The following is a 20,843-nucleotide window of genomic DNA, read 5'->3' as shown; positions in this document are numbered from 1 at the left end:
CGAGCGAATCCCTATGCCAACTACCTATTACCCGAGGTCGGTTGCCTTTTGTCCGCATGACGAACGATCTCGTACACAGATAGATTGGCCACGCAATGCGGCCGATGCTCAACAATTCGCGACACCGCATCGACGAAGGGGAGTACAGATGAGCCGACGTCGGCCGCAGCGTCAACGGTTCCAGCACTCCGCCGACCTCGGTCCCCGAGACGGGGTCCGGCACCATCGATCCGCCCGAAGGCAGCGCCGATGAGCCAGCTCTGCTAATCTGAAATGGTAACGATTTCCATTATGATCTAGAACACAGTGCTCCCGGGGTGGGGCTCGGGTGCTGTGCGGCGGATCGACGAACGGCCAGGAGTACCGCGTGACCACCCGATTCGCCCGCACCTGGGCCGTACTCGCCGCCGGAACCGCGCTCACCGTCGCGCTGACCGCTTGCGGTGGCAGCTCGGCCGATGACGGTAGCGTTTCCATCGTCGCGTCGACGAATGTGTGGGGCTCGATCGCCGAGGCCGTGGCCGGGCCCGACGCCGAGGTCACCGCGCTGATCAGCGATCCGGCCGCCGACCCGCACTCCTATGAGGTCTCTCCCGCGCAGACCGCGAAGCTCAGTGACGCCGACCTGGTCGTGTTCAACGGCGGCCACTACGACGAGTTCGTCGAGAAGGCCGTGGGCGGCAAGGACAAGCGCACGGTCGAGGCCTTCGAATTGCGCACCGACAAGGGCGATGAGAACGAGCACGTCTGGTACGACGTGACCACCGTGGCTGCGGTGGCCGACCGGATCGCCGCGCAGCTCGGCGAGATCGACGCCGCGCACGCCGCCGGGTACAGCGAGCGCGCGACCGCGTTCAAGAACCGGCTGGCCGGCATCACCGCCGTCACCGGCAGGATCGCCGCCGAACGGCCGGGCGCCCCGGTCGCCCAGACCGAGCCCATCGCGCACTACCTCCTGCAGGCCGCCAAGGCCACCGACCGGACACCGCACGCCTTCCAGGAGGCCGTCGAGCAGGAGACCGATCCGGCGCCGGCCGCCGTCGCGGCGACGCGGGACCTGCTGACCGGCAAGCAGGTTCGCGCGCTGGTCTACAACGTGCAGACCGAGGACAAGATCAGCAAGGATCTGCGCGCGGTCGCGCAGTCGGCCGGGATTCCGGTGGTCGAGGTGACCGAAACCCTGCCCGAGGGCATGGATTACGTTCAGTGGCAGACCAGCAATGCCGACGCACTCGCAACGGCGCTGAAATGACCGCCGTGAACGAGGGAGCCGTCCTGTCCGAGACCGATACGGACGCGGCGATCCGGCTGCGCGGCGCGACCCTGACCTACGGCGACCGAACCCTGTGGCGCGATCTCGATCTCGAGATCGCGCCCGGTGAGTTCATCGCCGTGCTCGGGCCCAACGGCTCTGGAAAGACCTCGCTGCTGCGGGTCCTGCTCGGGCGGCAGCCGCTCGCCACGGGCAGCGCCGAGGTCGCGGGCAGGCCCGCGGCCACCGGCAATCCGGGCATCGGCTACATCCCCCAGCAGAAGACCATCGACTCCGGTGTACAGCTGCGCGGCGTCGACCTCGTCGGGCTCGGCGTCGACGGGCACCGCTGGGGCATCGGCTTCCGGCAGCGCGCCGAGCGCAAGCGCCGGGTCGCCGAGGCGGTCGCCGCCGTCGGCGCGCAGGCGTACGCGCACGCGCCGCTGGAATCGATGTCCGGCGGTGAGCAGCAGCGGCTGCGGGTCGCCCAGGCGCTCGTCGGCGATCCCTCGGTCCTGCTGTGCGACGAACCGCTGCTCAGTCTCGACCTGGCCAATCAGCGCCTGGTCGCCGAACTGGTCGACAAGCGCAGGCGCGAACACGACACCGCGGTGCTGTTCGTAACCCACGAGCTCAATCCGATCCTGCCGCTCGTCGACCGGGTGCTCTACCTGGTCGACGGCGAGTTCCGGATCGGCGCACTCGACGAGGTGATGACCTCGGCGACGCTCTCGGAGCTGTATCGCACGGAGGTGGAGGTGCTGCGGGTACGCGGCAGGCTGGTCGTCGTCGGCACCGGTGACGACATGGACGCGCTCGGCGAGATCTGATGGACAAGCTCACCACGATGTTCGAGCGGCTGCTCGATTTCGGCACCACCGCCGATCTGCTCGGCTACGACTTCGTCCAGCAGGCGCTGCTGGCGTGCGCGCTGCTCGGTCTGCTGGCCGGGCTGATCGGCCCGCTCATCGTCTCACGGCAGATGTCGTTCGCCGTGCACGGCACCAGCGAGCTGTCGCTGACCGGCGCGGCCGCGGCGCTGCTGCTCGGGATCGGGGTGAGTTTCGGCGCCATCGCCGGGTCCATCGTGGCCGCAGTGCTGTTCGGGTGGCTGGGTAACCGTGCGCGCGAACGGGATTCGGTGATCGCGGTGGTGCTGGCCTTCGGGCTCGGGCTGTCGGTGCTGTTCCTGTGGCTGGCGCCGGAACGGGCCGGGTCGAAGTTCTCGCTGCTGACCGGTCAGGTCGCCGGCGTCGGCTACGACGGGCTGGCGCTGCTGGTCACCTGCACCGTGGTCGTGCTCGCGGTGCTGGCCGTCATCTACCGGCCGCTGCTGTTCGCCAGCACCGACCCGGAAGTCGCGGTGGCGCGCGGTGTTCCGGTGCGCGCGCTGTCGATCGTATTCGCGGTGCTGCTCGGTATCACCGCCGCGTTCGGTGTGCAGATCGTGGGCGCCCTGCTGGTACTGGCCGTGCTCATCACCCCGGCCGCCGCGGCCGCCCAGCTCACCTCGAGCCCGCTGCGGGCGACCGTGCTGTCGGTGGTGTTCGCCGAGACCGCCGCGGTGGGCGGACTCCTGCTGTCGCTGGCACCGGGCGTGCCGGTGTCGACCTTCGTCACCGCGATCTCGTTCACCATCTACCTCGCCTGCCGCCTCACCGGCCACCGCCGCCGCACCCTCGCGCGTGCCTGATCCTCAATCGCCGATCCCACCTTCGACGGCTCCCTCCGCCGCACCCCCGCGCGCCTGAGCCTGCCGTCGGAACAAGCCGCAGCCGGGCGCTCACCCGAAGTTGGCGCCGCGGTCGCGGTGATGACCTTCGCCCGCCCGGTCACGCTCACGCACGCCCGAGGCCGGCACACGGTCACCCGCTGCCACGCGCGCACGAGCTCCGTGGCCTGCCGCCGGAGCAAGCCGTAGCCGGGCCCGCCCGGGTACGGCGCCTGGTCGGCCGACGAACGCAGACTCCAGGCCCCGCATGACAGCGCGGCTCGCCGGGGCGCTCCTGCGCGTTGGAAACCGCCCATCCCGCATGGGTGGATTCGTATGCTCACGAGCGGAACATCCCTTCTGCGATGGGCGGCTTCATGTCGATCGATTTCACCGTTCCCGCCGACCTGGAGGCGCTGCGCGACCGGGTCCGGTCCTTCGTCGCCGACCGGATCGTGCCCTACGAGCGCGACCCGCGGCTGACCCAGCACGGCCCCGACGACGACCTGCGCGCCGAACTCGTCGAACTGGCCAGGGCGGAGAAGCTGCTGACCGTCCAGGCCCCGGTGGAATTCGGTGGGCTCGGGCTGAGCCACGTCGAGCAGGCCGTGGTCTACGAGGCGGCGGGCTGGTCCACGCTGGGACCGGTCGCGATGAACTGCGCCGCCCCCGACGAGGGCAACATGTTCCTGCTGGGCAAGGTCGCCGACCCGGAGCAGATCGACCGGTTCCTCATGCCGGTCATCCGCGGCGAGCAGCGCTCGGTGTTCGCCATGACCGAGCCCGGCGGCGCGGGCTCCGACCCGAACCAGCTGACCACCGAGGCCGTCTTCGACGGCGAGAACTTCGTGATCAACGGCCGCAAATGGCTCATCACCGGCGCCGACGGCGCCAAGACGTGGATCATCATGGCCCGCGTCGCCCCGAACCCGCACGTGCCCGCCGGGCCCTCGCTGTTCCTCGCCGACGGCGACACGCCGGGGATCGTCATCGAACGCGTCATGAACACCATGGACCGCAACTACGTGGGCGGGCACGCCGTGGTGCGCTTCGAGAACCTCACCCTGCCCCGCTCCGCCGTGCTCGGCACCACCGGCGAGGCTCTGCGCTACGCGCAGCTGCGGCTGGCGCCCGCGCGGCTCACGCACTGCATGCGCTGGCTGGGCGCCGCCGCGCGCGCCCAGAGCATCGCGGTGGACTACGCCCGCACCCGCACCGCGTTCGGCAGGCCGATCGGCGAGCACGAGGGCGTGTCGTTCATGCTCGCCGACAACGAGGTCGCCCTGCACCAGTGCAGGCTGACCATCTGGCACACCTGCTGGCTGATGGACTCCGGTGACCGGGCCCGGCACGAGTCCTCGATGGCCAAGTCCTACGTCTCCGAGGAGCTGTTCAAGGTCGCCGACCGCTGCGTGCAGGTACTCGGCGGCATCGGGATCAGCGACGAGACGGTCGTGGAGATGATCTTCCGCGACATGCGCGCGTTCCGGCTCTACGACGGGCCCACCGAGGTGCACAAGTTCGCCATCGGCAGACACCTGCTGCGGGAATGAAACACCGGTCATCGGCGGACGCGCCGTCACCGACCCACTACGATTCCCTGTCATGAGTCCGGAACTGCTCGTCGATGTCTCCTCGGGTGTCGCGGTGCTCACGCTCAACCGCCCGGCCCAGCAGAACGCCTTCACGGCGACCATGGCCGCCGAGCTGGGCGCGGCCCTGCACCGGTGCGACGCCGAGGACGCCATCCGCGCCGTCGTCGTCACCGGCACCCCGCCCGCGTTCTGCGCGGGCGCGGACCTGTCGGCACGCACGGGCGAAGTCAGCGCGACCATCGAGCCGCCGCCCTGGCGGGTGCGCAAGCCGGTGATCGCCGCGGTCAACGGGCACGCGGTCGGCCTCGGCCTCGCCCTCGCCCTGCAGTGTGACCTGCGCTACATGGCCTCCGACGCCGTCTACGGGCTCAGCCAGGTCCGCCGCGGGGTCCTCGCCGACGGCTACGCCCACTGGACGCTGCCGCGGCTGGTCGGCATGGCCAACGCCGCCGACATCATGCTCACGGGCCGCACCTTCGACGGCGCCGAGGCCAAGTCCATGGGCCTGGCCAACGCGTCCCTGCCCGCGGGCGAGGTGCTGCCCACCGCCCTGTCGGTGGCCCACGACATCGCCAACGGGCCCGCGCCGCTGCCGGTGGCGCTGTCCAAGCGCCTGATGTGGGAGAGCCTGGCCATGAGCCCCGGCATGGTGGGACAGCTGGAGACCGAGCTCAACGCCCACGTCGCGGGCAGCATCGACGGCGGCGAGGCGATGGCCGCGTTCCGGGACCGGCGCCAGCCCAAGTGGACGGGCAGCATCAGCGAGGAGTGGCCCACCTGGGACCCGGGCCGCGGCGACACCGAGCGGCCCGGCCTGGACTGACGGGGCTCAGCCCCCGTTGCACATGACGAGCAGCCACAGCAGCGCCATGATCACCACCAGGATCGTGCCGATGATCCCGATGACGTAACCGATGAACACCTGGGTGCGACCGCTGTAGGCACCGTAGGAGTTGTCGATCTCGTTCAGCGCCTTCTTACCCATCACCCACGCCACCGGCCCGAACACACCGCAGCACAGGCTGAGGATGCCGAAGGTGAGGATCAGGTTGGCATTGGGGTGCTCGACCGTCTGCCCGATCGGCTGGTTGGGGATGGCCACTCACGAATTGTAAGGTGCCAGAGCACAACTAGCGGTGATTAGCCGCCGGACGGCCCCTGACCGGGCCGTCCGCGCGTCACCCGAGCCTGCGCTGGCGCGCGATCTCCGACAGCACGACGCCCGCCGCCACCGACGCGTTGAGCGACTCCACCGGGCCCGCCATCGGGATGCTCAGGATGGAATCGCAGTTCTCGCGCACCAGCCGGGACAGGCCCTTGCCCTCCGAGCCGACCACCACGACCGTGGGCGCGGTGCCGTCGAAGGTGTCCAGGGTGGTGTCCCCGCCGGCGTCGAGGCCGACGATCTGGAAGCCCTGCGACGCCCAATCCTTCAGGGTGCGGGTCAGATTCGTCGCCCGGGCGACGGGAAGCCGGGCCGCCGCGCCCGCGCTGGTCCGCCAGGCCACCGCGGTGACGCTGGCGCTGCGGCGCTGCGGGATCAGCACGCCCTGCCCGCCGAACGCGGCCACCGAGCGGATCACCGCGCCCAGGTTGCGTGGGTCGGAGATGTTGTCCAGGGCGACCAGCAGGGCGGGCTCCGCCGAGCCGCGCACCCGGTCGAGCAGGTCGTCCGGGTGGGCGTAGCGGTACGGCGGCACCTGCAGGGCGAGGCCCTGGTGCAGGCCGTTGGCGCTGAGCCGGTCCAGGTCGGTGCGGGGCACCTCCAGGATGGCGATGCCCATGTCCGCGGCCCGCTGCACGCTCTCGGTCAGCCGCTCGTCGTTCTCGGTGCCGACGGCCACGTACAGCGCTGTCGCGGGCACGTCGGCGCGCAGACACTCGACCACGGGGTTGCGGCCGAGCACCAGCTCCGGGCCGTCGTCGGACTTGCGGCCCGCCCGCGGCACGTTGCCGCGCGCGGGGGCCGGACGCGACTGGGCCGCTTTGGCTTTCGCCGCCGCGCGCTTCGCCGCGGGGTGCTTGGTGCGCGCCTCGGCGGGCGGCGTGGCGCCGCGGCCCTCGAGCCCGCGGCGGCGCTTGCCGCCGGAACCGACGACCGCGCCCTTCTTCGTCCCGCCCTTGCGGATCGCGCCTCGCCGTTGTGAATTGCCTGCCATCAGTTCGCCTTTCCGCTCGGTGCGCCCAGCGACCATTCCGGCCCCTGCGGGGTGTCGGTGACCTCGATACCCGCGGCGACCAGGCGGTCGCGAACGGCATCGGCGGTAGACCAGTCCTTCTCGGCGCGCGCGGTCGCGCGCCGGTCCAGTTCGGCACGCACCAGGACGTCGAGCGCGTCCATGGCCGCCGAGTTGTCGCTCGGGGCGTACCAGTGCGCGTCGAGCGGGTCGACGCCGAGGACGGCCAGCATGGCACGGACCTGACCGGCCCGCTCGACGGCCGCGTCGAGCGCGCCGGACTCCAGGGCCTTGTTGCCCTCGTGGACGATGTGGTGGATCTCGGCGAGGGCCTTCGGCACGGCCAGGTCCTCGTCGAGGGCGGCGGCGAAGTCGTCGGTCCACTTACCGACGGGCACGTCGCCGCTGCGCTCGAGCACCCGCGACACGAACGCCTCGATCCGCTGGTAGGAGGTGGCGGCGTCCTGCAGGGCCTTGTGCGAGTACTCCAGCTTGGAGCGGTAGTGCGCGCCGACGAGGAAGAAACGTAGCTCCACCGCGCGGACCCGCTCCAGCATGGCGGGCACCGACAGGGTGTTGCCGAGCGACTTCGACATCTTCTCGCCGCTCATGGTGACCCAGCCGTTGTGCAGCCAGTAGCGGGCGAACCCGTCGCCGGCCGCCTTGGACTGGGCGATCTCGTTCTCGTGGTGCGGGAACACCAGATCCAGTCCGCCGCAATGGATGTCGAACTCGGCACCGAGGTAGTACTCGGCCATCGCCGAGCACTCGAGGTGCCAGCCGGGGCGCCCGCGGCCCCACGGCGACGGCCAGCTCGGCTCGCCCGGCTTGGCCGCCTTCCACAGCGTGAAGTCGCGCTGGTCGCGCTTTCCGGTGCCCGCGCTCTCGCCCTGGTGCACCTCGTCGAGCTTGTTGCCCGACAGCTCGCCGTACGACGGCCAGCTCAGCACGTCGAAGTAGACGTTGCCGTCGGCGGCGTAGGCGTGACCGCGCTCGATGAGCCGGTCCATGAGGTCGATCATCTGGGTGATGTGACCGGTCGCGCGCGGCTCGGCCGACGGGGGCAGGACGCCGAGGACGCGGTAGGCCGCGTCGAAGGCGCGTTCGTGGGTAGCGGCCCACTCCCACCACGGACGGCCCGCCTCGGCGGCCTTCCACAAAATCTTGTCGTCGATATCGGTGACATTCCGGATGAAAGTCACGTCGACGGAATGAGCCTGCAGCCATCGGCGCAGCACGTCGAAAGCGACGCCGCTGCGCAGGTGCCCGATATGCGGCAGACCCTGCACGGTGGCGCCGCACAGGTACACCGACGCACGGCCGGGAACCAGCGGGACGAATTCCCGCATGGTCTGCGTGTCGGTGTCGAAAAGGCGCAAGGTCACGGCATTCGATCCTAGCTGGTGGGCCGGGTTGCTCCCGTGACGGGAGGGGTCGGCGGCCCGCCTCGATTCTGGACAGACGGAGAAAGGGAAGCGGAGCGACTGAACGCAGCGGGAAGAATCGGCCCCTCCGGGGCCGCGCACTCCGGCGCGTCAGCGCTCCGTGCTACAGAGACAGGTCGCGATCGCGGCGATTCCCTCGCCGCGACCGGTCAGGCCCAATCCGTCCGTGGTCGTGCCGGAGACCGATACCGGCGCGCCGAGTAATTCGCCGAGAACCTTCTGGGCCTCGGCCCGCCGGGGGCCGATCCTCGGACGATTTCCGATCACCTGCACCGCGGCGTTGACCACGGTGAGGCCGTCCTCGGCGAGCAGCCTGCGGACCTCGGTGAGCATCGCGGCGCCGGAGACCCCGGCCCATTCGGGCCGGTCGACGCCGAACACCGCGCCGACATCGCCGAGGCCGGCGGCCGACAGCAGGGCGTCGCACAGCGCGTGCGCGGCGACGTCACCGTCGGAATGGCCCGCGCACCCGTCGGCATCCTCGAACAGCAGGCCCGCAATCCAGCAGGGCCTGCCCGGTTCGATCGGATGCACGTCGGTGCCGATGCCGACTCTCATGAGTGGGCCACCGCCCCGTCGGCGGCCAGCAGCGCGTGCGCCAGCCGCAGGTCGAGCGGTGTGGTGATCTTGAACGCCAGCGGGTCGCCCGCGACGGTGTGGACGGGAACGCCGAGGCGCTCGACCAGGCCGGCGTCGTCGGTGGCGCCGTGCTCGGTGGCGTAGGCGCGGCGCAACAGCTCCGCGGCGAACCCCTGCGGGGTCTGGATCGCGCGCAGCCGGGCGCGATCGGGAGTGCCGGTGACCACGCCCGCGTCGTCCACCGACTTGATCGTGTCGACGACCGGCAGGGCGGGAACCACGGCGGGATGACCGGCGGCCAGCTCCTCGGCCACGCGCGCGATCAGCGCGGGCGGGGTGAGCGCCCGCGCCGCGTCGTGCACGAGGAAGGATCCGGCATCGGGCGCTGCCTCGATTCCGGCGCGCACCGAATCGGTACGCTCGGCGCCACCCACGACGATCTGCACCGGCACCGGGGGCAGCGAACCGCCGGGCAGCGGGGTGGCGAGTGGCACGTCACGCGCGACGGCCTCGGACGCGGCGTCGACCAGTTCGGCGGGCACGATGACGACCACCCGGTGCACCGCACCGGAGGCGATCAACCCGTCCACAGCGAGCCGGACCATAGGTATGCCACCGACCGGGACGAAGGCCTTGGGGAGCGACTCCCCGAGACGGACGCCTCGACCGGCGGCAGGGACCAGAGCTACGACTGGTCGCACGGCGCGGCTCAGGAAGCCGCGGCGAGGACCTCGTCGAGCAGCGATTCGGCCTTGCCGTCGTCGGTCCCCTCGGCGAGCGCGAGCTCACCGACGAGGATCTGACGCGCCTTGGCCAGCATCCGCTTCTCGCCGGCGGACAGCCCGCGATCCTGCTCACGGCGCCACAGGTCGCGCACGACCTCGGCGACCTTGTTCACGTCGCCGGAGGCCAGCTTCTCGAGATTGGCCTTGTAGCGGCGGGACCAGTTGGTCGGCTCCTCGGTGTGCGGCGCGCGCAGCACCTGGAAGACCTTGTCGAGACCCTCCTGGCCGACGACGTCGCGGACGCCGACGTATTCGGCGTTCTCCGCGGGAACCCGAACGGTCAGGTCGCCTTGTGCGACCTTGAGGACCAGATACTCTTTTTGCACACCCTTGATGGTGCGGGTCTCGATTGCTTCGATCAGCGCCGCTCCGTGGTGGGGGTAAACGACGGTGTCTCCGACCTTAAAAATCATGTGTCCCGTGCCCCTTTCGATGTTCACAGTTTAACATGCGACTCGATAACGGCGCGATCAACTGTGCAGGTCAGGGCCACAACGACGGCATCGTAGGGGTTGACAGAACAGAATCGGTGTGCATTGTGTTGTGCCCGAACAGGTTAACCACCAGCACAGCGCACCCCCGCCGGCCACACCACCACCGGCACTTCTCCGGCAACCGCCCTCCGGACACCGAACTGTTACCTCGGCACCCGCGCGTCGCGAGCCCCCGCGCCACGGGCGCGCGGCGAACTACTACGCTGCCTAGTTACTACACTCCTGACACGGAGTGAGCCCGGTCGACATGGAGGACAAACCGTGACTGCCCTGAAAGCTGTGACCGCCCCCTCGGCGCGACGTCGCATGGTGACGGTCGCCGCGCTGGCCGCTGCGGGCGCCGTCGCGCTGTCCGGCTGCGGAGCCGGTCAGCACACCCAGACCTCGTCGCAGGTCGCGGCCATCAACGGCAACAACGCCGACATCGGCCAGATCGCCCTGCGCGACGTGCAGATCGTGCTGCCGCCCGCGGGCTCCGCCGACTACGCGCTGACCAAGGGCGGCAAGGCCGTGATCGCGCTGTCGATCATCAACGACGGCGAGATCGTCACCGACGAGCTGACCAGCGTCACCACCGACCTGGGCCAGGTCAAGATCACCGCCCCCGGCGGCGACCCGGCGTTCAAGATCGCGCCGCAGCAGACCGTCGTCGCGGGCAAGCCCGCCACCTCGGCCGCCACCGGCGGCACCGACGACCACCACGGCACGCCCGCGCCGTCGGCCGCGCCCGACAAGCCCGCCACCGATCCCGAGGCCAAGCCCGGCTCGATCGAGATCCAGGGCCTGGTCAAGGACATCGTCCCCGGCCTGACCTACACCGTCACCTTCAACTTCAAGGACGCCGGCACCATCCAGGTGCAGGTCCCCGTCGACGCGGGCCCCGACACCGTGCGCGTCGTCAACGAGAAGTCCGGACCGGCCACCGAGGGCGCCGGGCACTGAATCTTCTGAGCGCTGGTGCGCTCGAGTCGCGGCCTCTCGTGCCCCGACGAAAAGAACCCCGAACCTCGCGGCTGCGCCGCATTGGTTCGGGGTTCTTTTCGTCGGGGCGGCCGCGACCGCCGCTGCGCGGCGGGGCCTCCTCGGGGTCGGCCCGTGGTGGTCGCGTCCTGGGGTCCGGCCCGCGGTGGCGGCATCGTGGGGGTCCGGCCCGCGGTGGCGGCATCGTGGGGGTCCGGCCCGTTGGTGGTCACGTCCTGAGGTCCGGCCCGCCGTAGTCACGTCCTGCGGTCCGGGCCGCCGTGGTCACCTCGCGGTGCGACCCCGGCCTACTGCCCGGGGCTCACGCAGTGCGCGGTGCGACCTGTCGGGGGGAGTGCCTACTGTGCTCTCGTGGCCAAGTCGAAGCAAGTGTTCCGGTGCTCTGCCTGTGCGCACGAGGTGGCGAAGTGGGTCGGCAAGTGCCCCGACTGCGGGGCGTGGGGCACGGTCGACGAGGTGGTCGTCTCGGCGGCCGCGGCCGCGCCGGGCAGACGGGCCATGCTGCCGAGTACCGCGGCGGCGCCGCTGACGCGCATCGACGCGAAGGTGACCCAGGCCCGGTCGACCGGGGTGAGCGAACTGGACCGGGTACTCGGCGGCGGCGTGGTGCCCGGGTCGGTGGTGCTGCTCTCGGGCGAGCCGGGGGTCGGCAAGTCGACGCTGCTGCTCGAGGTCGCCTACCGGTGGGCGTCGCAGCGGGAGGAGACCTCGCTGTACGTGACCGCCGAGGAATCCGCGGGGCAGGTGCGGCTGCGCGCCGACCGCACCGGCGCGGTGCACGACCGGGTGTACCTGGCGGCGGAGTCGGATCTGGCGGTCGTGCTCGGGCACGTGGAGCAGGTGCGGCCCACCCTGCTGGTGGTCGACTCCGTGCAGACCATGCTGGCCCCGGACGCGGACGGCGTCATCGGCGGCGTCACCCAGGTGCGCGCGGTGACGGCGGCGCTGACCTCGCTGGCCAAGGCGAGCGGGATCGCGGTGCTGCTGGTCGGCCACGTCACCAAGGACGGCAACGTGGCGGGTCCGCGCACGCTGGAGCACCTGGTCGACGTGGTGCTGCAGTTCGAGGGCGACAAGAACTCCACGCTGCGCATGGTGCGCGGCCTCAAGAACCGCTTCGGCAGCGCGGACGAGGTCGGCTGTTTCGAACTGCACGAGGACGGCATCGCCTGCGTGGACGACCCGTCGGGGCTGTTCCTGCACCATCGCACGGACCCGGTGTCGGGCACCGCGGTCACCGTCGCGATGGACGGCAAGCGGCCGCTCGTCGCCGAGGTGCAGGGCCTGACCGTGCGCACCGAGATCCCGCAGCCGCGCCGCGCCGTGAGCGGGCTGGAGTACAACCGCGTCGCCATGGTGCTCGCGGTGCTGCAGAGCCGGGGCGGCGTCTTCCTCGGCAAGCACGACGTCTACGCGGCGACCGTGGGCGGCATGCGCCTGGTGGAGCCGACCGCCGACTTGGCGATCGCGCTGGCCATCGCGAGCGCCGAGTCCGACATCGCGCTGCCCTCGGGGTGGGTGATCCTCGGCGAGGTCGGTCTGGCGGGCGAGGTGCGCAAGGTGACCGGTCTGTCGCGGCGGCTGGCCGAGGCCCAGCGACTCGGCTTCACCACCGCGCTCGTCCCGCCGGGTTCGGAGAAAACGAAGACCGGGAATATGCGTATCCACGAGGTGGCCGATGTGCGCGCCGCCCTGCGGCTCGCGAAACTCCGCAAACCACGCGCATCGCGCGCGGAATCCGGCGCAGAATAATTCGGGCAAACGGCAGTTTCACTCGCGGAACGCAATTCGGCCGCCAACTCTGGTTGACAGATCGGCCGATCTTGCGAATCCTGCGAATAACAACGATAACGACTCGGCCACACCGTAGCCGTCACCCTGACGAAAAGCCGTGGTACAAGCCACATTCCCGCGGCTACGCGATGTTGAACGGCTCCGCCGCGCTGTTGATGGCGCCCAGCTGTGCCACCACGCTGTAGGCGCCCGCGGGCACCTGGATCCGCTCGCCCGCGCAGTTCGGCTGCGAGGTGGAGCCCAGCCAGTTGACCGTGAACGCCGCCTGCTCACCGGGTTTCAGGTTGCGCACGTCGGGCTGGCCGCCGGGATTGCAGTCGTTGCTCGCCCACAGGCGGCGCTGGCCGTCGATGGACAGCACGGCCACCTGCGGCAGGCCGGAGCCGAGGTCGCGCGAACACACGCCGGCGGAGATGTTGGTGACGACGATCCCGAACGTGGGCTGCTCGCCCAGCTTGTACGTCGGGCGACCCACGGTGACCTTCACGGCCAGCGACTGGTCCGGGCACGGCTCGGCGGCGATCGGCGCCCCCGAGGTGGTGGTGCTGCTGCCCGCCGCGGCCGAGGTGCTCGTCGGGCTCGTCGGGCTCGACGAACTCGCGGCCGAGCTGCTCGCCGGAGCGGCGGTGGTGGACGAGGACGTGACGGCCGCGGCGTCCTCACCGGCGGAATCACCGCCGCGCGCGGCCATGACGATCAGCAGGGCGACCACCGCGAGCACGACGACGGCCACACCGACGGCGAGCGCGCGGCGGCGCCAGTAGATCTCCGGTGGCAGGGGTCCAGTCGGTTCCAGCACTCCTCAACCGTAAGCGCAGCCGTCTGGGCCGCGCTCGATGACCTCGGCGTGTCGGGTCAGACCACTTCCCCGATGTTCCCGACGACGCGGCGCAGGTGCACCCGCCCGTCCTCGAGCTTGTAGGTGACCGAGGCGATGGCGAGTTCGCCGGTGGCCACGCGCTGGGAGATGATCATCGACCGCTGCATGAGCAGGCGGCTCGTCTCGACGACGTGGCGGGACTCGAACTCGTCGATGGTGGTCAGGCCCTCGCGCCTGCCGACGAGGATCGACGGCGTCACCCGCTCGACCACGCTGCGGATGAAGCCGCCGGGGACCTCGCCGCCGTCGAGGGCGTCGATGGTGGCCTTCACCGCGCCGCAGCTGTCGTGTCCGAGGACGACGATCAGCGGCACGTCGAGCACCGCGACGCCGTACTCGATCGAGCCGAGGACCGAGCTGTCGACGACGTGGCCCGCGGTGCGCACCACGAACATGTCGCCGAGGCCCTGGTCGAAGATGAGCTCGGCGGCCACGCGGGAGTCGCCGCAGCCGAAGAGGATGGCGTGCGGGTGCTGGCCTTTGACGAGCTTGGCTCGGTCGGCCGCTCCCTGGCTAGGATGCAACAGGTTGCCGCTCACGAAGCGCTCGTTGCCCTCGCGGAGAGACTTCCAGGCGCTTATCGGGTTTGAACCAGGCATACCGACCATTGTGCACACGGCCCTGGTTACCAGCGAGTCCGTTTCGTTACGGGTCGGCAAACAGGGTCTGGCGGAGGCAGGACGGAAGTGGTGAGGGCGGTGCGCGCCGGGATCGACGCGGAAGTGCTGGTCGGCTGGTACGAGCGGGAGGCGAGAGACCTGCCGTGGCGGCGCCCCGAGGCGACCGCGTGGCACATCCTGATGAGCGAGATCATGCTCCAGCAGACCCCGGTCGTGCGGGTCGAGCCGATCTGGCGGGAGTGGGTCGCGCGCTGGCCGGTGCCCTCGGCGATGGCGGCCTCCTCGCAGGCCGAGGTGCTGCGGGCGTGGGGCAAGCTGGGCTATCCGCGCCGGGCGCTGCGGCTGCACGAGTGCGCGCGGGTGCTGGCCGCCGAGCACGGCGACGCGGTGCCCGCCGACGTCGACGTGCTGCTGAGCCTGCCCGGCATCGGCGCCTACACCGCGCGGGCGGTGGCGTGCTTCGCCTACGGCGCGCGGGTTCCCGTGGTCGACACCAACGTTCGCAGGGTGGTCGCCCGCGCCGTGCACGGCCGCGCCGAGGCGGGCAATCCGTCCTCGCGGGACCTGCCCGAGACCGAGGCGCTGCTGCCGGTGGACGTCCGCCGGGCGGCGGTCTTCTCCGCGGCGCTCATGGAACTCGGCGCGACCGTGTGCACCGCCCGCAACCCCACCTGCGACGGCTGCCCGCTGCCGCGGTGCGCCTGGATCGAGGCGGGCCGTCCGGCCTCGGATGTCGTCCGCAGGACGCAGAAGTACGAGGGCACCGACCGGCAGGCCCGCGGCAGGCTGCTCGACGTGCTGCGCGGATCGAGCGGACCCGTCGAGCGGGTCCGCCTCGACCTGGCGTGGACGCGTGACCCCGGCCAGCGCGACCGGGCCCTTGACTCGCTGCTGATGGACGGGCTGATCGAGCAGACGGCCGACGGGCTCTTCGCGCTGGCGGGCGAGGGCGGCGAACCGCGCTGACCGGGGCTAGCGCCCGTCGCCGAGCACGCGGCGCAGGAAGCCGGACACCGCTTCGCGGTAGACCTCCGGCCGTTCGTCGTGGATCAGGTGCCCCGCGCCCGGCACCCAGCGGTACTCGGCGTCCGGGTGGGTCCCGGCCATCTGCCGCATCTGCCCCGGCGGGGTGATGGTGTGTTCGCCCTCGAGCAGCAGGGCGGGGACCGTCAGCGCCTTCCATTCGGTCCAGAAGTCGCGGGTGCCCCACTCCTCGGAGATGGCGCGGAAGGTGGCGACCTCGCCGTGCAGGCGGTACCCGTGCTCGGTGCGGGTGAAGGAGCGTTCGAAGTAGCGGCCTGCGACGGGCCCGAAGTACTCCGCGAGCGCCTCCCGCGACGGGAACGGCTGGGGCCAGGACTCGATGAGCGCGGCCCAGTGCTCGGCGGTGCGTCCGGTGAAGTCCGGGGCGATGTCCTCCACGACCAGCGCCCGGACGCGTGCGGGATGGGTGGCGGCGAAGACCCAGCCGTGCAGCGCCCCCATCGAGTGCCCGACCAGCACCATCGGTTCGGTGATGGCGGCGGTGTGGCGGGCGAGGTCGGCCACGAACGCCTCGGTGGTCAGCTCGGGCGGTGGCGTGCGGCCGTGCCCGGCGGCGTCGAAGGTGTAGACGTGCCCGAACGCGCGCAGCCACGGCACCTGATCGGACCAGGTCCGCGCGCCGCCCATGAGCCCGTGCGTCAGCAGGATGGGCGCACCCGCACCGCCCTCGTCGTACAACACGACGCCGATTCTGCCGCACGGACCCGCGCGGTCCGCGCGCCCGTATTGTCGATCTCATGGCTGTTGTGAAGATCAATGCGATCGAGATCCCCGAAGGCGCCGGACCGGAGCTGGAGAAGCGCTTCGCGGCGCGCGCGCACGCGGTGGAGAACTCCCCCGGTTTCCTCGGCTTCCAGCTGCTCCGCCCGGTCGCCGGTGACAACCGGTATTTCGTGGTGACGCAGTGGGATTCGGAGGAGTCGTTCGCCGCGTGGCGGGACGGGCCCGCCCGCACCGCGCACGCCGGGCACGGTGCCGACGGCGAGCGTCCGAAGCCGGTGTCCACCGGCGCCTCGCTGCTGGAGTTCGAGGTCGTGCTGGACGTGCCCGCCAAGGCCTGACCTCGGCGAGTCGGTGCGACGCGCGCGCAGCGCGTGTTGACGCCGGGGGCGGCGGCTGTCACAGTTCGAGGTGCACACAAGCGAGGGTGCGCGGGAATTCCGGTGAGAATCCGGAGCGGTCGCGCCACTGTATCCACGTACCGGATCCCCGGTGCCGGAGAGCCAGACACCGGCACCTTCGCGACCCACCCACCCCGACTGGGACGCGTATCCCGAGGAGGATCCGAATGGCTATCGCGCATTCACCCAGCCGCCCCGCCGGCCTGGACACCCTGACGACTGTGCTCGTCACGGTAGGTGTCGTTCTTCTTGCACTGCTCACGCTGTACCTGGTCGGCTTCGACCAGGGTGCCGTCTCGCGTAGCGGGATGTACCTGCACGAGCTGATGCACGACGGACGCCACCTGCTGGGGGTTCCGTGCCACTGACAGGCGCACTGAAAACCCTGCTGTTGCGCGGCCTGCTGGCCGGTCTCATCGCCGGCCTGCTGGCCGCCACAGTGGGGTATTTCGTCGGCGAGCCCCAGGTCGACGCCGCGATCGCCATCGAAGAGGCCGCCTCGGCCGCCGCCGAGCACGCCCATTCCGCCGGAGAGGCCGCCGGCGGGCACTCCCACGACGCGGACGACGCGCTGGTCAGCCGCACCGGGCAGAAGGCGGGTCAGTTCCTCGCCCTCGCCCTGGCCGGCCTGGCCTTCGGCGCGATCTTCGCCGCGGCCGCCAACGTGGCCCGGCGCTACACCACCCTCTCCGGTCCGCACCTGGCACTGGCGCTGGCGCTCGGCGGCTGGACCGCCGTCGTGGCGGTGCCGTTCTTCAAGTACCCGGCCAACCCGCCCGCGGTGGGCGATCCGGAGACCATCGACCAGCGCACCTGGCTGTGGGTCGCGGCGGTGCTGCTCGGCCTGGCGGCCGTCGGCGCGGCCGTGTTCGTCCACCGCGCGCTGGCCGGCCGGTTCGCCACGTGGCGCCTGATCGGCGGGGTGGCGGCGTTCGTGCTGGTCACCGCGCTCGGCTATGTGCTGCTGCCGGGCGTCGACGAGGTGTCCGCCGACTTCCCCGCGACGCTGCTGTGGCGCTTCCGCGTCGCCTCGCTGGCCGAGACCGCCACGCTGTGGGCGGGCATCGGGCTCGCCTTCGCCGCGCTGACCGAATTCGCCACGCGCCGTAGCACTCCCGTACCGGGCGAGGTCGCTACCGCGGGGTGATCCGGGGTTCGGATGTCGAAAGGCAGTGTCGGTGACATGACCGGCACTGCCTTTCCCGTTTCCGCATCCTCCGCCGCCGCGCCCTCCGCCGCGTCGCCGCGTCCCACCGCCGTCGCCGTCGCCGTCGCGGGTTTCGCGACCGCGCTGGCGGCCGGCCTCGCCGAGGGTCTGCTGGGGGCCGCCCGCGCGGGCGACCCCGCGGGCCTGCTGCCGCGGCTCGCGATCTACGCCCTGGTCGGGCTCGCCGTGTGGCGGATGTCGGCGGGCGGCCGCGGGGCGCGGCTGCTGCTGGCCGCCGGGATCGGCGTGGCGGGCACCGCCTCGCTGGTCGTCGAGCCGCTGGCGATCCTGTTGTCGGCGCAGTCGTTGCGTGACCCGTTCCTGGCGCTCACCCCCACCGGCACGGTGCTGCTGGCCTGCCGGATCGTGCACTTCGTCGCGGTCGCGGTCGCGGTGCCCGCCCTGTTCACCCCGGCGGCGCGGGCCTGGTTCGCCCGGCGCTGACCGACGGGAACGGCCCGGGTGCGCGCACCCGGGCCGTCGCCGTGTCACGACTCAGACGAGCACCAGTTCGATGACGTCCACGCCGGCCAGTGCCTTGCTGACCGGGCAGCCCTTCTTGGCGGCCTCGGCCGCGGCCGCGAAGCCCTCGGCGTCGAGACCGTCCGCCTGACCGCCGACGGTCAGGGTGATCTTGCGGATGCGGAACCCGCCCGCCGGGTCGGGCCCGAGGTCGACGTCGGCGGTCACGTCCAGGCTGACCGGGGTGCCGCCCGCGTTGGCGATCTCGGCCGAGAGCGCCATGGAGTAGCAGGACGAGTGCGCGGCGGCGATGAGTTCCTCGGGGCTGGTGCCCTCGGCCGCGTCGGCGACGCGGCGCGGGAAGGTCACATCGAACTTGCCTGCGCCGGAGCTGGTCAGCTCGACCTGTCCGGCGCCGTCCTGCAGTCCGCCGGTCCAGGAGGTGCGGGCGCTACGAGTGGGCATCGTTGTCCTTTCGAGGAGGGGTGTGCCTTGCGCCCGTCGAACCTACTCGCTCAGCTCGCCGCCGAGGTGACTTCGTCGAGACGCTCGAGCACCGCGGGCCAGACCTGCAGGTGCAGATCGCGCAGCGCGGGAGTGGCGAACCCGGAGTGGCGCAATCGCAGGCGGATGCCGCGCGGCTGTTTGAGCAGCTGGACGGCGACGACGGTCTCGACGCCCTCGGTGGCGGCGGTGACCCAGGTGAACTCGACCAGCCGATCGGTTTCCAGCCGGAGGTACCGCCCGTAGTGCGGGTTGCGCTTGCCGTCGTGTTCGGTGTCGAAGTAGATCGGCTCGTCGACCCCGGGCCGTCCGAGAACCGTGCCGGGTACCGCCAGCCAGAGGTCCAGGCCCTTGGTCCAGGCCGCGTAGAGCAGGCTCGGGGAGGCCTTCATCACGCGTTCCACGGTGAGCTCGTGCGGTCGCGCAGACAGGTCCGGGGGTCGAACTGACTGGTTCATCTCTGGACCATACCGGTTTCGCCCGATCGCGATCGGTATCGGGTGCACGACACCGCTATTCCGGATTCGTCACCCGCGCGAGCACGACGCCACCGAGGATCATGGACAGCGCGAGCACCCGTCCCGCGCTCAGCGGGTCCTTGTGGACGACGACGCCGAGGGCGATCGCGCCCAGCGCGCCGATGCCGGTGAACACCGCGTAGGCGGTGCCGACGGGCAGCGACTGCATGGCCCGCGACAGCAGGTACACCGCGAGGGAGCCGAGCGCGACGCACAGCAGCGTCGGCCCGAGCCGGGTGAAGTTTTCGGTGGGTTTGATCGTCTGGGACCAGACGATCTCGACCACCCCGGCCAGCAGCAACACCATCCAGCTCATCGGGCGAACTCCTCGGCGAGCCGGCGTACCTCGGCGAGCGCGGCCGCGTGCGAGTCCTCCTGCGCGCCGCGCAGGTGGGCCAGTCCCGGATCGAGGCGGGCGTTGGCCAGCTCGCTGCTGACGAACACGGCGTCGGTGACCGCGAAGTGGCCGGCGAAGAAGTCGCGCAGGTAGCGCTCCTGGTAGTCGAAGGCGGCCTTGGGCGCGCCGGGCGAGTAGGCGCCCCCGCGCGCGGTGACCACCACGAAGCGCCGGTGCCCCAGCGTCATCCGCGGGAACGTCACCTGGTCGAGCCACGCCTTGAGCGCGGCGGGGATCGAGTAGTTGTACATCGGGGTGCCGATGAGGATGACGTCGGCGGCGAGGACCTCGGCCAGCAGCGGTTCGACGACGGACAGGGCCCGGCGCTGCGCGGGGGTGCGCGCCAGCTCGGGGAGCCGGTCCAGGTCGGTCTCGCCCTCGGCGAGGACCGCGTCGCACAGCTCGGTCCAGCCCTCGTCGATGAACGGCACCGGGTCGGCGGCGAGGTCGCGGTAGGTGTAGGTCCCCGCCGGGCGCGCGGCACGCCAGGTGTCGGCGAACGCCGCGCCGAGTTCGCGACTGATGGATCGGCTACGGGCGCTCGCGTCGAGGTGCAGCAGATGGGTCATGGCGTCGGTCCTCCCTCCAAGCGGACGTTGTGTCCACTTGTGTCGGATTCGACGGTAGAACACAAGTGGACATCTTGTCCACTTGTTCTCCGCTGGGCTACAGTCGGCCCATGGACACCGGAACCGACCTGCTCGGCGGCGCCCCCGCGCCGGGCGAGCGCGCCGACGCCAGCCGCAACCGCGCGAAGGTGCTGGCCGCGGCCGCGGAACTGTTCGCCACCCGGGACCCGCGCACCGTCACCATGGACGACATCGCCAAGGCCGCCGGCGTCGGCCGCGGCACCCTCTACCGCCGCTATCCCGACCGCAACGCCATCGCCGTCGCCCTGCTCGACGAGCACGAACGGGCGCTCCAGGAGCAGCTGCTGCGCGGCGCGCCCCCGCTCGGCCCGGGGGCGCCGCCCGCCGACCGCCTCGCCGCCTTCTACGCCGCGATGGTCGACCTGCTCGACACCCACGCCCACCTGGTCCTCGGCGCCGAGACCGGCGGCGCGCGCTTCGCCACCGGCGCGTACGGGTTCTGGGCGGCGCACGTCCGCGCGCTGCTGCTCGACGCGGGCGTCGACGGTCACGACGCGCTGGTCGACACCCTGCTCGCGCCGCTGGCCGCCGAGGTCTACCTGCACCAGCGCGACCGGGGAGTCCCCACCGCCGAGATCGTCGCCGGGCTCGGCCTCCTCGCCCGGCGACTGCTCGGCTGAGCCGACG

Annotated in this window: 26 protein-coding genes and 1 riboswitch; of the genes, 13 read left to right on the top strand and 13 right to left on the bottom strand. The window is 71.4% G+C overall.

Features of this window, described 5'->3' with window-relative positions:
- The first annotated feature begins 367 nt into the window (after positions 1-367).
- The 5 genes from ON36_RS02145 to ON36_RS02125 all read left to right on the top strand — a co-directional run bounded on the left by ON36_RS02145 (position 368) and on the right by ON36_RS02125 (position 5,381).
- Positions 368-1,252 (top strand): metal ABC transporter solute-binding protein, Zn/Mn family, encoded by an 885-nt coding sequence (locus tag ON36_RS02145; protein ID WP_043647232.1) that lies wholly within the window; start codon positions 368-370, stop codon positions 1,250-1,252.
- A complete protein-coding gene (locus ON36_RS02140) occupies positions 1,249-2,082 on the top strand; it encodes a metal ABC transporter ATP-binding protein (protein WP_052313564.1) in 834 nt (277 codons plus the stop codon). Before ON36_RS02145 ends, ON36_RS02140 begins: the two co-directional genes overlap by 4 nt.
- Entirely contained in the window at positions 2,082-2,945 is an 864-nt protein-coding gene (locus ON36_RS02135; RefSeq protein ID WP_083884849.1) for a metal ABC transporter permease, read from the top strand. Before ON36_RS02140 ends, ON36_RS02135 begins: the two co-directional genes overlap by 1 nt.
- Before the next feature lie 395 nt (positions 2,946-3,340).
- Complete coding sequence (locus tag ON36_RS02130) at positions 3,341-4,516, top strand: acyl-CoA dehydrogenase family protein (RefSeq protein WP_043647227.1); 1,176 nt, start codon at positions 3,341-3,343, stop codon at positions 4,514-4,516.
- A 52-nt stretch (positions 4,517-4,568) separates the two neighbouring features.
- Positions 4,569-5,381 (top strand): enoyl-CoA hydratase/isomerase family protein, encoded by an 813-nt coding sequence (locus ON36_RS02125; RefSeq protein WP_043647161.1) that lies wholly within the window; start codon positions 4,569-4,571, stop codon positions 5,379-5,381.
- Positions 5,382-5,387: 6 nt separating this feature from the next.
- Here the strand turns inward: ON36_RS02125 and ON36_RS02120 are convergent, their stop codons facing one another.
- From ON36_RS02120 to carD, 6 genes are all read right to left on the bottom strand, one after another.
- Positions 5,388-5,660 carry a DUF4190 domain-containing protein gene (locus tag ON36_RS02120; RefSeq protein WP_043647160.1) on the bottom strand — a complete coding sequence of 91 codons (273 nt, stop codon included), beginning with the start codon at positions 5,658-5,660 and terminating at the stop codon, positions 5,388-5,390.
- Between the two features lie 76 nt (positions 5,661-5,736).
- Positions 5,737-6,717, bottom strand: coding sequence for a 23S rRNA (guanosine(2251)-2'-O)-methyltransferase RlmB (gene rlmB / locus ON36_RS02115; protein WP_043647225.1), 981 nt, complete (start codon positions 6,715-6,717; stop codon positions 5,737-5,739).
- Positions 6,717-8,120 (bottom strand): cysteine--tRNA ligase, encoded by a 1,404-nt coding sequence (cysS, locus tag ON36_RS02110; RefSeq protein WP_043647159.1) that lies wholly within the window; start codon positions 8,118-8,120, stop codon positions 6,717-6,719. Before cysS ends, rlmB begins: the two co-directional genes overlap by 1 nt.
- Before the next feature lie 150 nt (positions 8,121-8,270).
- Positions 8,271-8,738, bottom strand: a complete 468-nt coding sequence (ispF, locus tag ON36_RS02105; protein WP_043647157.1) for a 2-C-methyl-D-erythritol 2,4-cyclodiphosphate synthase — start codon at positions 8,736-8,738, stop codon at positions 8,271-8,273.
- Positions 8,735-9,472, bottom strand: coding sequence for a 2-C-methyl-D-erythritol 4-phosphate cytidylyltransferase (gene ispD, locus ON36_RS02100; RefSeq protein WP_083884848.1), 738 nt, complete (start codon positions 9,470-9,472; stop codon positions 8,735-8,737). The genes ispF and ispD overlap by 4 nt, the downstream gene beginning before the upstream one ends.
- On the bottom strand, positions 9,469-9,957 hold the full coding sequence (carD, locus tag ON36_RS02095) for an RNA polymerase-binding transcription factor CarD (RefSeq protein ID WP_043647155.1): 489 nt from the start codon (positions 9,955-9,957) through the stop codon (positions 9,469-9,471). Before carD ends, ispD begins: the two co-directional genes overlap by 4 nt.
- Before the next feature lie 342 nt (positions 9,958-10,299).
- On the opposite strand from carD, the gene ON36_RS02090 reads away from it, so the two are divergent.
- The gene (locus ON36_RS02090; RefSeq protein WP_245557832.1) at positions 10,300-10,980 is read left to right on the top strand and encodes a copper chaperone PCu(A)C domain-containing protein; all 681 of its coding nucleotides are present in this window, start codon (positions 10,300-10,302) and stop codon (positions 10,978-10,980) included.
- 390 nt (positions 10,981-11,370) lie between these two features.
- The gene (gene radA, locus ON36_RS02085; RefSeq protein WP_043647153.1) at positions 11,371-12,771 is read left to right on the top strand and encodes a DNA repair protein RadA; all 1,401 of its coding nucleotides are present in this window, start codon (positions 11,371-11,373) and stop codon (positions 12,769-12,771) included.
- Between the two features lie 163 nt (positions 12,772-12,934).
- Here radA and ON36_RS02080 read toward each other — a convergent pair whose 3' ends face one another.
- Both ON36_RS02080 and ON36_RS02075 read right to left on the bottom strand, forming a co-directional pair.
- Positions 12,935-13,612 carry a DUF4232 domain-containing protein gene (locus tag ON36_RS02080; RefSeq protein ID WP_043647152.1) on the bottom strand — a complete coding sequence of 226 codons (678 nt, stop codon included), beginning with the start codon at positions 13,610-13,612 and terminating at the stop codon, positions 12,935-12,937.
- 56 nt (positions 13,613-13,668) lie between these two features.
- Complete coding sequence (locus tag ON36_RS02075) at positions 13,669-14,292, bottom strand: carbonic anhydrase (RefSeq protein WP_043647221.1); 624 nt, start codon at positions 14,290-14,292, stop codon at positions 13,669-13,671.
- Between the two features lie 90 nt (positions 14,293-14,382).
- Between ON36_RS02075 and ON36_RS02070 the strand changes: the two genes are divergently transcribed.
- Positions 14,383-15,279 (top strand): HhH-GPD family protein, encoded by an 897-nt coding sequence (locus tag ON36_RS02070; protein ID WP_373281758.1) that lies wholly within the window; start codon positions 14,383-14,385, stop codon positions 15,277-15,279.
- Between the two features lie 6 nt (positions 15,280-15,285).
- Here the strand turns inward: ON36_RS02070 and ON36_RS02065 are convergent, their stop codons facing one another.
- The gene (locus ON36_RS02065; RefSeq protein ID WP_043647151.1) at positions 15,286-16,038 is read right to left on the bottom strand and encodes an alpha/beta fold hydrolase; all 753 of its coding nucleotides are present in this window, start codon (positions 16,036-16,038) and stop codon (positions 15,286-15,288) included.
- A 56-nt stretch (positions 16,039-16,094) separates the two neighbouring features.
- Between ON36_RS02065 and ON36_RS02060 the strand changes: the two genes are divergently transcribed.
- The 4 genes from ON36_RS02060 to ON36_RS02045 all read left to right on the top strand — a co-directional run bounded on the left by ON36_RS02060 (position 16,095) and on the right by ON36_RS02045 (position 18,129).
- The gene (locus ON36_RS02060) at positions 16,095-16,418 is read left to right on the top strand and encodes an antibiotic biosynthesis monooxygenase family protein (RefSeq protein WP_043647149.1); all 324 of its coding nucleotides are present in this window, start codon (positions 16,095-16,097) and stop codon (positions 16,416-16,418) included.
- A 56-nt stretch (positions 16,419-16,474) separates the two neighbouring features.
- A riboswitch (cobalamin riboswitch) is annotated at positions 16,475-16,610 on the top strand.
- A 35-nt stretch (positions 16,611-16,645) separates the two neighbouring features.
- Entirely contained in the window at positions 16,646-16,846 is a 201-nt protein-coding gene (locus ON36_RS02055) for a CbtB domain-containing protein (protein ID WP_043647148.1), read from the top strand.
- Entirely contained in the window at positions 16,837-17,625 is a 789-nt protein-coding gene (locus ON36_RS02050; protein ID WP_043647146.1) for a CbtA family protein, read from the top strand. Before ON36_RS02055 ends, ON36_RS02050 begins: the two co-directional genes overlap by 10 nt.
- A gap of 36 nt (positions 17,626-17,661) precedes the next feature.
- On the top strand, positions 17,662-18,129 hold the full coding sequence (locus ON36_RS02045; RefSeq protein WP_052313562.1) for a hypothetical protein: 468 nt from the start codon (positions 17,662-17,664) through the stop codon (positions 18,127-18,129).
- 51 nt (positions 18,130-18,180) lie between these two features.
- On the opposite strand, the gene ON36_RS02040 is transcribed toward ON36_RS02045, so the two are convergent.
- The 4 genes from ON36_RS02040 to ON36_RS02025 are packed head-to-tail and all read right to left on the bottom strand — an operon-like array spanning position 18,181 to position 20,135.
- The gene (locus tag ON36_RS02040) at positions 18,181-18,612 is read right to left on the bottom strand and encodes an OsmC family peroxiredoxin (protein ID WP_043647144.1); all 432 of its coding nucleotides are present in this window, start codon (positions 18,610-18,612) and stop codon (positions 18,181-18,183) included.
- 50 nt (positions 18,613-18,662) lie between these two features.
- Positions 18,663-19,109 carry an SRPBCC family protein gene (locus ON36_RS02035; RefSeq protein ID WP_043647142.1) on the bottom strand — a complete coding sequence of 149 codons (447 nt, stop codon included), beginning with the start codon at positions 19,107-19,109 and terminating at the stop codon, positions 18,663-18,665.
- Between the two features lie 55 nt (positions 19,110-19,164).
- The gene (locus ON36_RS02030; protein WP_043647139.1) at positions 19,165-19,485 is read right to left on the bottom strand and encodes a DMT family transporter; all 321 of its coding nucleotides are present in this window, start codon (positions 19,483-19,485) and stop codon (positions 19,165-19,167) included.
- The gene (locus ON36_RS02025; protein ID WP_043647136.1) at positions 19,482-20,135 is read right to left on the bottom strand and encodes an FMN-dependent NADH-azoreductase; all 654 of its coding nucleotides are present in this window, start codon (positions 20,133-20,135) and stop codon (positions 19,482-19,484) included. Before ON36_RS02025 ends, ON36_RS02030 begins: the two co-directional genes overlap by 4 nt.
- 110 nt (positions 20,136-20,245) lie before the next feature.
- On the opposite strand from ON36_RS02025, the gene ON36_RS02020 reads away from it, so the two are divergent.
- A complete protein-coding gene (locus ON36_RS02020) occupies positions 20,246-20,836 on the top strand; it encodes a TetR/AcrR family transcriptional regulator (RefSeq protein ID WP_052313561.1) in 591 nt (196 codons plus the stop codon).
- Positions 20,837-20,843 lie beyond the last annotated feature (7 nt).

Source organism: Nocardia thailandica NBRC 100428 (genome assembly GCF_000308795.1).
Lineage (GTDB): Bacteria > Actinomycetota > Actinomycetes > Mycobacteriales > Mycobacteriaceae > Nocardia > Nocardia thailandica.
The sequence above is the reverse complement of the archived record's forward strand: the minus strand, read 5'-3'. Positions and strand labels throughout refer to the sequence as shown.

Bases quoted from the DNA above. Each gene is read 5' to 3' on its own strand.
- ON36_RS02040 (WP_043647144.1), bottom strand. From the start codon at position 18,612: ATGCCCACTCGTAGCGCCCGCACCTCCTGGACCGGCGGACTGCAGGAC.
- ON36_RS02035 (WP_043647142.1), bottom strand. From the start codon at position 19,109: ATGAACCAGTCAGTTCGACCCCCGGACCTGTCTGCGCGACCGCACGAG.
- rlmB (WP_043647225.1), bottom strand. From the start codon at position 6,717: ATGGCAGGCAATTCACAACGGCGAGGCGCGATCCGCAAGGGCGGGACG.
- ON36_RS02125 (WP_043647161.1), top strand. From the start codon at position 4,569: ATGAGTCCGGAACTGCTCGTCGATGTCTCCTCGGGTGTCGCGGTGCTC.
- ON36_RS02030 (WP_043647139.1), bottom strand. From the start codon at position 19,485: ATGAGCTGGATGGTGTTGCTGCTGGCCGGGGTGGTCGAGATCGTCTGG.
- ON36_RS02130 (WP_043647227.1), top strand. From the start codon at position 3,341: ATGTCGATCGATTTCACCGTTCCCGCCGACCTGGAGGCGCTGCGCGAC.
- ispF (WP_043647157.1), bottom strand. From the start codon at position 8,738: ATGAGAGTCGGCATCGGCACCGACGTGCATCCGATCGAACCGGGCAGG.
- ON36_RS02055 (WP_043647148.1), top strand. From the start codon at position 16,646: ATGGCTATCGCGCATTCACCCAGCCGCCCCGCCGGCCTGGACACCCTG.
- ON36_RS02135 (WP_083884849.1), top strand. From the start codon at position 2,082: ATGGACAAGCTCACCACGATGTTCGAGCGGCTGCTCGATTTCGGCACC.
- carD (WP_043647155.1), bottom strand. From the start codon at position 9,957: ATGATTTTTAAGGTCGGAGACACCGTCGTTTACCCCCACCACGGAGCG.
- ON36_RS02140 (WP_052313564.1), top strand. From the start codon at position 1,249: ATGACCGCCGTGAACGAGGGAGCCGTCCTGTCCGAGACCGATACGGAC.
- ON36_RS02025 (WP_043647136.1), bottom strand. From the start codon at position 20,135: ATGACCCATCTGCTGCACCTCGACGCGAGCGCCCGTAGCCGATCCATC.
- ON36_RS02020 (WP_052313561.1), top strand. From the start codon at position 20,246: ATGGACACCGGAACCGACCTGCTCGGCGGCGCCCCCGCGCCGGGCGAG.
- ON36_RS02075 (WP_043647221.1), bottom strand. From the start codon at position 14,292: ATGCCTGGTTCAAACCCGATAAGCGCCTGGAAGTCTCTCCGCGAGGGC.
- ON36_RS02060 (WP_043647149.1), top strand. From the start codon at position 16,095: ATGGCTGTTGTGAAGATCAATGCGATCGAGATCCCCGAAGGCGCCGGA.
- ON36_RS02045 (WP_052313562.1), top strand. From the start codon at position 17,662: ATGACCGGCACTGCCTTTCCCGTTTCCGCATCCTCCGCCGCCGCGCCC.